General features: G+C 63.1%; 7 protein-coding genes. All 7 read left to right on the top strand.

Annotation, left to right across the window (positions count from 1 at the left end):
• Positions 1-135 precede the first annotated feature (135 nt).
• Positions 136-732, top strand: coding sequence for an MBL fold metallo-hydrolase (locus WMO66_RS11420; RefSeq protein ID WP_349136547.1), 597 nt, complete (start codon positions 136-138; stop codon positions 730-732).
• Entirely contained in the window at positions 729-2,171 is a 1,443-nt protein-coding gene (gene hemZ, locus WMO66_RS11415; RefSeq protein WP_349136546.1) for a coproporphyrinogen dehydrogenase HemZ, read from the top strand. The genes WMO66_RS11420 and hemZ overlap by 4 nt, the downstream gene beginning before the upstream one ends.
• A gap of 18 nt (positions 2,172-2,189) precedes the next feature.
• Positions 2,190-3,503, top strand: a complete 1,314-nt coding sequence (locus tag WMO66_RS11410; RefSeq protein ID WP_349136545.1) for an amidohydrolase family protein — start codon at positions 2,190-2,192, stop codon at positions 3,501-3,503.
• Between the two features lie 22 nt (positions 3,504-3,525).
• Positions 3,526-5,133, top strand: coding sequence for a putative polysaccharide biosynthesis protein (locus WMO66_RS11405; RefSeq protein ID WP_349136544.1), 1,608 nt, complete (start codon positions 3,526-3,528; stop codon positions 5,131-5,133).
• A 110-nt stretch (positions 5,134-5,243) separates the two neighbouring features.
• The gene (locus tag WMO66_RS11400; RefSeq protein WP_349136543.1) at positions 5,244-5,519 is read left to right on the top strand and encodes an HU family DNA-binding protein; all 276 of its coding nucleotides are present in this window, start codon (positions 5,244-5,246) and stop codon (positions 5,517-5,519) included.
• Positions 5,520-5,758: 239 nt separating this feature from the next.
• Entirely contained in the window at positions 5,759-10,351 is a 4,593-nt protein-coding gene (locus WMO66_RS11395; RefSeq protein ID WP_349136542.1) for a S8 family serine peptidase, read from the top strand.
• Between the two features lie 28 nt (positions 10,352-10,379).
• Positions 10,380-11,125 (top strand): S-layer homology domain-containing protein (locus WMO66_RS11390; protein ID WP_349136541.1); only part of this gene is annotated, 746 nt, incomplete at its 3' end.

Below are 11,125 nucleotides of genomic sequence, written 5' to 3'. Positions count from 1 at the left end.
ATTCCTGCAATTTCCAAACCTCAATTTGGAACAAAATCCCTCGCTGACCGCTCTTGCAATTTAATCAGAGGTTCCCTATTCCGGCGCGCTGGGGGTCCCCTATGCGTTTGTCCGATGACTGAAAAGGAGAATCCCATGAAGGTCTATTCCCTGATGCTGGGCAGCTACCAGACCAATTGCTATCTCGCTGCGGATGACGACGGCGTCTGCGCTGTCATCGATCCCGGCTATACGCCAGAGCGCGTGCTGGAGGCAGTGCAGCGCTATGGCCTGACCATCCGCGCTGTTCTGCTGACGCACGGCCATTTTGACCATGTCGGCGGCGTGCGCGGCGTGGCGGAGGCGGCGCGCTGCCCCGTCTGGCTGTGCGAGGCGGACACGGTCCTGCCCGAGCGCCTGACGGCCGGGCCGCTGTATTACACCGACACCTATGCCGACGGTGACACTGTCGAGGTCGGAAGCCTGCGCTTTACCGTGCTGGAGACGCCGGGCCACACGCCCGGCTCCGTGTGCCTGCTGTGCGAGAACGTCCTGTTCTCCGGCGACACACTCTTTGCAGGCTCCTGCGGCCGTGTCGATCTGGCAGGCGGTGTTCCGGCACAGATGGGCGCGAGCCTGAAGCGGCTGGCGGAGCTGCCCGGCAACTATGCCGTCCTGCCCGGCCACGGCCCTGCCACGACGCTGGACGCCGAGCGCGCGGACAATCCCTATCTGCGGGAGGCGATGGCATGAAGCTGCTCCTGCGCGGCCACGACGACCGCTATGCCGTCGAGCAGCTCCAGCTCGCCCTCTTCCCGGAGGAACCGATGGAGCCTGCAGCGGAGCCATTCTCCGGGGACGGAGCCGTTTCGACCCTGCACACCGGGGCGGTCTGGCTCACGGCCACGGCCGAGATCACGCTGCACGGCAAAACGGGCCGCGCCTGCCGCCGCCTGCGCGCGGCAGAGGCCGATGTGCCTGCGCGCCGCCGTCTGCTGCAAAATACCTATTATGAGGCGGCCATGTGCCTGCGCGAGCCGCCCGCCTGGGGCAGTCTGTCCGGCGTCCGCCCGACGAAGCTCACGACGCGCGCCCTGCTGGAGGGCAAAACGCCCGCCGAGGCGGAAAAGCTCCTGCGCACGCGCTACCATGTCTCGCCGGAGCGCAGCCGCCTGTGCGTCGAGGCCTCGGAGGCCACGGTACAGGCAGCGCAGCTGCTGCGGCCGCAGGACGTGTCCGTCTATGTCGGCATCCCGTTCTGCCCGACACGCTGCGCCTACTGCAGCTTCGTCAGCTCGTCCATCGAGCGCTTTTCCGGCCTGCTGGAGCCGTATCTTGACGCGCTGGTGCGTGAGATCGCCCACACGGGCGACCTGCTGCGTGCGTCCGGCCGGACGGTCCGCACGCTGTATATCGGCGGCGGCACGCCCACGACGCTCTCGTCGGCCCAGCTGCGCAGGCTCATGGAGGCGCTGCGGACACATATTGACTTGACAGAGCTGGTAGAATATACGGTGGAAGGCGGCCGCCCGGACACGCTCGATGCCGAAAAGCTCGAAACGATCGCGTCCATGGGCTGCGGCCGCATGAGCATCAACCCCCAGACCATGAACGACGCCGTCCTTGCGCGGGTCGGCCGCCGCCACACCGCGGCGCAGACCGCGGCCGCCTATGAGGCGGCGCGCGCAGCGGGCTATGACGCTGTGAATATGGACCTTATCGCGGGCCTGCCCGGCGATGACCCCGGGTCGTTTGCCGATTCGCTGCGGCAGGTGCTGGCGCTGGCCCCGGAGAATGTGACCGTCCACACGCTGGCCCTCAAAAAGGGCGCGGACCTCTATGCCGGGCGGATGGAGCTCCCCTCGGCGGACGCCGTGGCGCAGATGCTGGCCGGAGCGGAGACCTCGCTCCGCGCAGCGGGCTACACGCCCTACTATCTCTACCGGCAGAAATACATGTCCGGCAGCTTTGAGAACATCGGCTGGTGCCGCCCGGGAACGGCCGGACTTTACAACATCTATATGATGGAGGAGATGCATTCCATCGTGTCGCTCGGCGGCGGGGCGATGACGAAGATCAACCTGCCCGACGGCCGTCTGGAGCGCTTCCACAATCCCAAATTCCCGCAGCAGTATCTCGAGCGCATCGACGACGTTCTGGCTCAGAAGGACGCGGCGTTCCGCCTGCTGTGAGGCACGGAAAGGAAATTTATGGACACTTTATTTTCCAATGTGACGATCGTGACCATGGACGAGGCCATGCACGTCTACTTTGATGCCTACCTCGGCGTGACGGACGGCAAGATCAGCTATCTCGCACGCGAGGCCCCCAAGGAGAAGACAAAGCGCCTTGTTCCAGGTGAGGGCATGGTGCTCATGCCCGGCCTGATCAACTGCCACACGCATCTGCCGATGTCCGTGCTGCGCGGCTATGCCGACGATGTCGAGCTTTCGAGCTGGCTCAACGACTATATCTTCCCGCATGAGGACCGGCTCGACGGCCGCAGCGCCAAGGCAGCCGCTCTGCTGTCCATTGCAGAGTGCGTCCGCTTCGGCACGACATCCATCTCGGATATGTATAACTTCTGCGACGAGATCGCCGAGGCCGTGGCCGAGTCCGGCATCAAGGCCAACATTGCCCGCGGCGCGACACTGTTCGGCGAGGACTTCGACTTTGAAACGCACCCCGCCTGCCGCGAGCTTGTCGCCCTGAAGGAAAAGTGGGACGGCTATGACAACGGCCGCATCCGCGTCGAGGCCTCCGTGCACGGCGAATATACCTCGGACTACCGCCTTTGGGACGCGCTGAGCGAATTTGCCATCAACGAGAAGGTCGGCATGCATGTCCACCTGTCCGAGACGAAGGCCGAGCATGAGCAGTGCCTCGAGCGAAACGGCCTGACACCCGCGCAGGTGCTCGACTGCCACCATGTCTTTGACACGCGCGCCATTGCGGCCCACTGCGTCTGGGTCACGCCGGAGGACATGCGCCTGCTGGCCAGGCGCGGCGTGACGGCCGTGCACTGCCCCGTTTCGAACCTGAAGCTCGCCTCCGGCTGCGCCCCCGTGACGGAGATGGTCAAGGCGGGCATGAACGTCGCCCTCGGCACGGACTCGTCCGCGTCGAACAACAACCTCGACCTGTTCGAGGAGATGAAGGCCGCGGCCCTCATGGCCAAGGTGACATCCGGCGACCCGAAGGCGCTGCCGGTCGAGGCCGTGCTGATGATGGCGACGGTCTGCGGCGCGCGCGCGCAGGGCCGCGAGGCCGAGTGCGGCATGCTGAAGCTCGGCATGGACGCCGACCTCGTGCTGCTCGACTTCACGTCGCCGCATCTCATGCCGTGCCACAATGTGATGTCGCATCTCGTCTATGCCGCCTCCGGCCACGACGTCGTGATGACCATGGTGCGCGGGCAGGTGCTCTATGCTGCGGGCAAGTATCCGACGATCGACCTCGACAGCGTCGTGCGCGAGCTGTCCGGCTACGTCATGCCGCGCATTTTCGAAGAAGCGCGCAGCTGATCCCAACGGAAAGGACGGATGAATGTTGGAAGAAAAGACAACGAAGAAGCAGAATTTCCTGGCCGGTGCGGCGGTGCTGTCGCTGGCAACGATGATCGTCAAGGTCATCGGCATGTTCTTCAAAATCCCGCTCAACCGCCTCATCGGCGAGGCAAACTACGGCTATTTCACCACGGCCTACGATATCTACACCGTGCTGCTCATGATCTCCACGACGGGCCTGCCCGTCGCCATGAGCCGCATGATCTCCGAGGCCCGCGCGCTGAACAACGGCAAACAGGTGCGCCAGATCTACCGCGTCTCCCTCATGGCCTTCCTGTCCATCGGGATCATCGGCTCGGCGCTGATGCTGCTCATCCCGAAGCAGCTGGCCAACATGATGGAGAACCCGAACGCCATGTGGTCCATCTTTGCGCTCGGCCCGGCCGTGCTCTTCGTGTGCTACATCTCCGCCTGCCGCGGCTTCTTCCAGGGGCAGGGGAACATGGCCCCCACGGCCGTCAGCCAGATCATCGAGGCCCTGTGCAAGCTCTTCCTCGGCCTCGGCCTTGCCTGGCTCGTCATGAACCGCCTCGGCGACGGCCCGCTGGCCGCTGCCGGCTCCATCGCGGGCGTGACGATCGGCACGGTGCTCTCGGCCCTCTACCTCTTCTGCAAGACGCGCCGCCGCACGCGCGAGCTCAGCCGCGCGGAGGGGCAGGCAAGACCCGCAGGCGAGACGCTCAAGCGCCTGCTGGCCATTGCCGTGCCCATCACGCTCGGCGCAGCCGGTCTGCAGATCATCAACCTGTTCGATGCGGCGACGGTCATGAACCGCCTCATCAATGCCGCGGGCTACACGCAGGAGCGCGCGGACGTCGTCAAGGGCGTTTATAACTACTGCCAGACCATCTTCAATTTCCCCTGTGCCTTCATTCCCTGCATCACCATCGCCATTATCCCGGCGATCACGAACAGCCTGACGCTGCAGGACCGCCGCGGCGTGCGCTCCGTGCAGAATTCGTCGCTGCGACTCATGGGCCTCATCGCCATGCCGTGTGCCGTCGGCCTCATCGTGCTGGCAGAGCCCATCGTTGCCCTGCTCGGCGGCTACACCGGCGCGAACCTCACGCTTGCCACGAAGCTCATGGCCATCCTCGGCGTCGCCGTGGTGTTCAACAGCATCGTGCTCATGACGGACGCCATCATGCAGGCGCACAACCACGCCGTCATCCCCGTCATCAACACGCTCATCGGCGGCATCGTCAAGGTCATCGTCAACTACATTCTCGTCGGCAACCCGGATATCGCCATCACGGGCGCGCCCGTCGGCACCATCGCCTGCTATGCCGTCATCACCGTGCTGAACCTCATCGCCATGCGCCGCGTGCTGCGCCGCAATGCGCCGAAGCTCCTGCCGAACCTGTGGAAGACGACCATCGCCGCCGTTCTCATGGGCGGCACGACGTGGCTGGCCTACTGGGGCCTCGGCCGCATCGGCATGGGCCGTGCCGTCGCCTGCCTCGGCTCCATCGTCGTGGCGGTCCTCGTGTACGTCGTGCTCATCATTGTGCTCAAGGTTTTGACCTATGAGGACTGCCTGCTGCTGCCCAAGGGCGAGAAAATTGCAAAAATTCTGCGCGTTCGCTGATTTTTTCCAGAAAAAACCTTGCGTATTTGCCAGGCATGTGGTAGATTTTATAAGCATGCGCTCGGGGATCTCCCCGGAGAATGATATACTGAGAAAAGAGGATACCCATTATGAACAAGACTGAACTCATTGCGGAAGTCGCCAACAAGGCCGGCCTGTCCCGCAAGGACGCAGAGAAGGCGCTCGGCGCCGTCGTTGAGACCATCACGGAAGCCGTCGTCAAGGGTGACAAGGTGCAGCTCGTCGGCTTTGGCTCCTTTGAGACGAAGCAGCGCGAGGCGCGCACGGGCCGCAACCCCAAGACGAAGGAGACCATCGAGATCCCGGCAACGCGTGTTCCTGTGTTCAAGGCCGGTAAGGCTCTGAAGGATGCTGTCGCAGAATAATTCTTCTGATATTTCACAAAGATTTTACAGAACCTTAAAGATGAGAGGCTGCTCCGCTTTGGCGGGGCGGCCTCTTCTTTTGCTCCAAATGACGATAAAAAATGGATATTTTTCCGAAAAAAGCCTTGAATTCGACGGAGGATTATGGCATAATTATCTTAAACTTTTGCATGGTAAAGGATAATGGGACTTGTCCTTTCCTGTAAAAGAATGAAAATCAAAGGAAAGAGGTAAAAGCGATGTTAAAAGGCAAGGCGAAGCGATCCCTCGCATTTGTCCTGGCTGCCTGTATGCTGCTTGCTCTCCTGCCGTCCTTCGGTGCGGGCGCAAGTGCGGCAAGCGTGTCGTATACCGAGGTCGATCCTTCCGTGATCGATGCGGGTGCGGCCGTGCTGCCGGAAGCAGAGCAGGACGCGGAGCAGGACGTTCCTGCCGCGGACGAGGAGGTCCATGTGATCATCCTGTTCGAGCAGAAATCCCTGGCGAAGAAGGGCTTCTCTACCAAAGACCTGCTGGAGAATGAGAAGGCTGCCAGCTACAGCAGCAGCCTGAAGAAGCAGCAGCTGTCTCTGGTCGACCGCATCGAGCGCGAGGCGCTCGGCGGGGAGGAGCTGGAGATCCGTTATCAGTTCACCGTTGCCGTCAACGGCGTTGCAACGGTGGTGCCCTATGGCAGGATCGAGCAGATCCTTGCCGTGGACGGCGTGGCGGATGTCTACCTGGAGGAACGCTACGAGCTTGATGAGACGGTCCAGCCGGATACGGCGACTGCGGGCGAGATGGTCGGCTCCTACAGCGCATGGGCGGACGGCTATACCGGCGCGGGCAGCCGCATTGCCATCATCGACACGGGCCTTGATCTGTCGCATCCCTCGTTTTCGGAGGGCGGCTATTACTACAGCCTGGGCATCAGCGCGGCGAGCTTCGGCAAGAAGATCTCCGATTACAACCTTCTGACGAAGGAAGAGATCAAAAAGGCGCTGCCCAACCTGAGCATTTCCGCGGACAAGAACCCGCCCAAGGCGGACGACCTGTACCGCAATGCCAAGGTCCCCTTTGCCTATAACTATGTGGACGACGGCCTGGATGTCTCCCACGATGCCGAGGGCGACAGCAACGGCGACCACGGCACGCATGTCGCCGGTATCGCGGCGGCGAACCGCTATGTCCCGCACTATGACGCTGACGGCGACCTGTACTATGATAAGCAGGAGCTCGGCGTTACGGGCGTTGCCCCGGATGCCCAGCTCGTCGTGATGAAGGTCTTCGGCGTGGGCGGCGGCGCGTATTCTTCCGACTATATGGCCGCCATCGAAGACGCCATCTGGCTGAACTGCGACAGCGTCAACCTGTCCCTCGGCTCCGGCAGCGCAGGCCGCAGCTACGGCTCGAAGAGTGATCAGCAGATCCTCGACAGCTTCCGGAATACGGATACCGTCGTAACGGTCTCTGCCGGCAACAACGGCGCATGGGGCGAGAACGTTCTGACCGGAACCGGCATGACCTATACGACGGATGTGCGCATGCACACCGGCGGCAGCCCCGGCTCCTATACGAACTCCTTCACGATCGCCTCCGTGACGAACACGAGCATGAGCGGCGTGATGGGCAAGTTCAACGGCGTTGCCGCGATCCCCGGCGACACCGGTGAGACCTACGGCGCAAAGAATTTCTCCACGCTCGATACGAGCGAGGACCAGAGCGGCACGACGTATGATTATGTCTTCCTCGGCGATCCCGTCAAGGGCGAGGGCATCTACGGCCTGCCCGAGAACTATGCAAACGTCGACGTGAAGGGCAAGGTCGTCCTGGTCTCCCGCGGCAATTCTTCGTTCGCGGACAAGGCCAACGCGGCCATTCAGGCAGGTGCCGCGGCGGCCGTCATCTACAACAACGCGCCCGGCTCCATCAACATGAACCTGACGGGCTATAACTTCCCGAACCCTGCCGTTATGATCGAGCAGAGCAAGGCGAAGGAGATCCTCGCGGCTTCGACGCAGGATGAGACGACCGGCCTCTGGGGCGGCAAGATGACCGTTTCCGCTAAGGCCGAAACGCTGCACGGCGTGGCCGACGGCTACAAGCCCAGCTCGTTCTCCTCCTGGGGCACGACGGAAAATCTCGACCTGAAGCCCGAGCTTATGACGCCCGGCGGAAACATCTATTCCACGCTGAACCACAGCAGCTACGGCATGATGAGCGGCACGTCCATGGCGGCTCCGTCCGCAGCGGGCGGCGCAGCGATCATGGCGCAGTACATCAAGGAACACAAGCTCAGCAAGCAGGAGGGCCTCACGGTCCGCGCGCTGGCCATGGCGCTCATGATGAGCACGTCCGAGCCGCTGACCGACCCGGACACCGGCGTGACCTATTCCCCGCGCCAGCAGGGCTCCGGCCTGATGCAGCTGCAGGAGGCCGTGACATCTCCGGCCTATCTGCTCGTCGGAGAGAAGGAAGGCAACGACGGTAAGGTCAAGCTGACTTTTGGCGACGATGCGGAGCGCACCGGCGTCTACACCGGCAGCTTCTCCGTCCAGAACCTGTCCGATTCTCCGCTGCACTATGCACTCAGCGGCAAGGTCACGACCATGGCCGTCGAGGAGATCGAGGGCGAGGATTACATGAGCGACAGCGCCTATGCGCTGGATGCGAACGTGACGTTCTCCGCCGACGGCAAGAGCGTCTATGTCTATGACCTTAACGGCGACGACAAGGTCGACGAGCAGGATGCGCTCGTCCTGCTGCAGGCCGCAAACGGTACGCATGACGCGCTCGACGCCGAGACCGTGCAGAAGTACGACCTCGATGCCGACGGCACCATCACCACGGCCGATGCGCAGCTCTATCTTGCGGCGGTCAAGGGCGACAAGAGCGTCGTGGACGTCTACGCTGTGACCTACGAGGTCCCCGCAAACGGCAGCATGAACGTCAGCTTCACCGTCCGCCTGACCGACGGCGACAAGGCGTGGCTGAACGGGCATTATCCGAACGGCTCCTATATCGAGGGCTTCCTCTATGCCGATTCCTGCGACGGCGACGGCCGCCAGCTCTCTGTCCCGATGCTGGGCTTCTACGGCAGCTGGGCCGAGCCGAGCATGTATGACAAGTCTGTATATCTCGAGGATATGTGCACCGAGGGCGCAACGGGCTATGTTGCCCAGCGCACGAACTTCCTCGTGCAGCGCATGGCAGGCTCCACGTCCGGCTACTACTTCGGCGGCAACCTCTATGCCGAGGATGACGAGGCCATCGCGGACCGCGCGTCCTTCGCCAATGAGAGCGGCAATACGATCTATGCGGCCGTTCCGACCATGATCCGCAATGCGTCCGATCTGAAGGTCACGATCCGCAATGCCGAGACCGGCGAGGTCTATACGACCGTTGACCACGGCACGGCGACCGGCGCATATTACTCCGCCTCCTCCGCCGCGTGGTCCGCGACCGGCACGCAGGTCAACCTGAGCTGGCGCGGCACCGCGGCGGACAACAAGACGCTCCTGCCCGAGGGAACGCCCATCGAGGTCGTCGCCCGCGCCGTCCCGGAATACTACTGGGATCGCGAGACGGAGACGGTCATCGGCGGCGAAGAGAACCTGCCGGAGAGCGCCTTCTGGACGACCCGCTTCGTGCTGGACAACACCGCCCCGCAGGCCAACGACATCGTGCTGCACAGCAGCGCTGCCACCGGCAAGCGCTCCCTGAGCGTCACGGTGCAGGATAACCGCTATGTCGCGGCCGTCCTCCTGCTCAGCCGCAACGGCAAGCAGATCCTCGCGCGTCAGGCCGTCAACCAGACGGAGCCCGGCACAGAGACGACGCTGGAATTCCCGCTCGACGGCATCTACACCAACGACCTGCTCGTCGCGGTCTATGACTACGCCTGCAATGTCACCGCCTATCAGACGAGCTTCGGCGGCAATGTTGAGCAGCCTGCTGCCAACGCCACGCTCCGTGCGGCCGTTCCCGGCACGGATGACACGACCCTCTTCCTCGAGCTGAACACCGAGGACAAGAGCAGCATCAAGGCCCTGAACGAAAACAATCCCCTGCCCGCATCTGTCCTTTCCGTCACGAGAGGCCCGGAGGGCAAGCTCCTGCTGGCCAGCAATGAGCTGGATGATGCAAAGAACCTTGTTTCCACGCTCTACAGCGTCGATGAGACGGACTACACCGCTACGAAGATCGGTTCGCAGAGCAAAGCGGCCTACACCTCCATGACCTATCTGCCGCACCTGAACGGCGGCACCCTGCTGGCCGGTTACGGCTACAACCTCCTGCGTGTCGACACCGCGACAGGCACGATGACGAGCCTCGGCAGCTTTGCCTCCGTGATCGGCAGAGGTGTCTACATCGTCGGCATGACCTATGTCGGCCCGGAGGAAACCGACGAGTACGGTACCTGCGATGATTTCGCCATGCTGTGCAGCGACGGCAGCGTCTATCTCTTCTCCATGGCTTACTACACGAATGCCTACGGCCGCAAGACCTATGGCCTGTACTCCCGCTCGCTGCTCGGCAACGTGCCGGACGTGATGGCGAACTACGCCGCCGGTTCTGCGCTGTACTATGCGGATAACCGCCTGTACATCAGTGTGCTGACCACGTCAGCCTCCAAGCTCAGCTATGTGGACCTGACGGCCGACATCTTCTGGCCCATTTCGATCGGGCAGATCAGCGCGGCGCCCGTCGCCCTGTACTCCGCAATGCAGAATGCGGCTGCGGACGACGCAGCGGCGCTTGCCCCGTGGGCGGAGCGCCAGACCGGTATGCAGGCTCTGGAGCCCGCCGCAGCGGAGACGCTGACGGCCCAGCCGCTCCCGGCTCTGCAGTGAGCGCGGCACGGAAAGGAGACTTCCTGTTATGATGAAAAAACTCTTTGCGCTGCTTCTTGCAGCCGTAATGCTGCTGGGCGCCGGTGCGACGGCCCTGGCCGCCGAGCCTGAGGGCGCGGGCTATGTCATCAGTATAGCGAACAGCAGCACAACGAACAGCCTGACGGTCGACCTGCTTACCTGGGAAGGTATGAAGAACGGCCGGCTGGAGCTGACGTACCCCGAGGAACTGACGCTCGTTTCCGCCCGCGGCACGCTGGATGCCGGGGCCGGCATCACCGACCTCGACGCCTCGAAGCCCGGCACGGTGCACTTCGCCTGGGCGGCCTACACCGCGCAGAAGGATGGAACGCCGGTCCTGCGCCTCACGTTCCGCGGCCAGCACGGCAAGACCTATTCTTGGAACGTGATCGATACGGAGACCGGCTGGCAGAGTAAGTCCATGCTGCCCTTCGACTATCGCTTTAACGATGTCCTGGACGAGAACGCCTGGTATTACGATGCCGTTTACGCCGCCTGGGACGCAGGCCTGATGAACGGCGTCGGCAGAGACTATTTCGCGCCGAACGCCACGCTGGACCGTGCGACGCTTGCGACCGTCCTCTATCGTGAGGCGGGCGAGCCTGCCGCGAAGGGCACGGCGTCCTTCACGGACATTGCCGAGGGCCAGTGGTACACCGACGCCGTCAACTGGGCGGCAGAGCAGGGCGTGGTCAACGGCTATCCCGACGGCACGTTCCGCCCGGAGGCCCCGATCACCCGTCAGGAAATGGC

The sequence above is a fragment of the Faecousia intestinalis genome (assembly GCF_040096185.1).
In the GTDB taxonomy this organism is placed as follows: domain Bacteria; phylum Bacillota; class Clostridia; order Oscillospirales; family Oscillospiraceae; genus JAZOXB01.
This window is presented reverse-complemented; position numbering and strand designations above follow the sequence as displayed.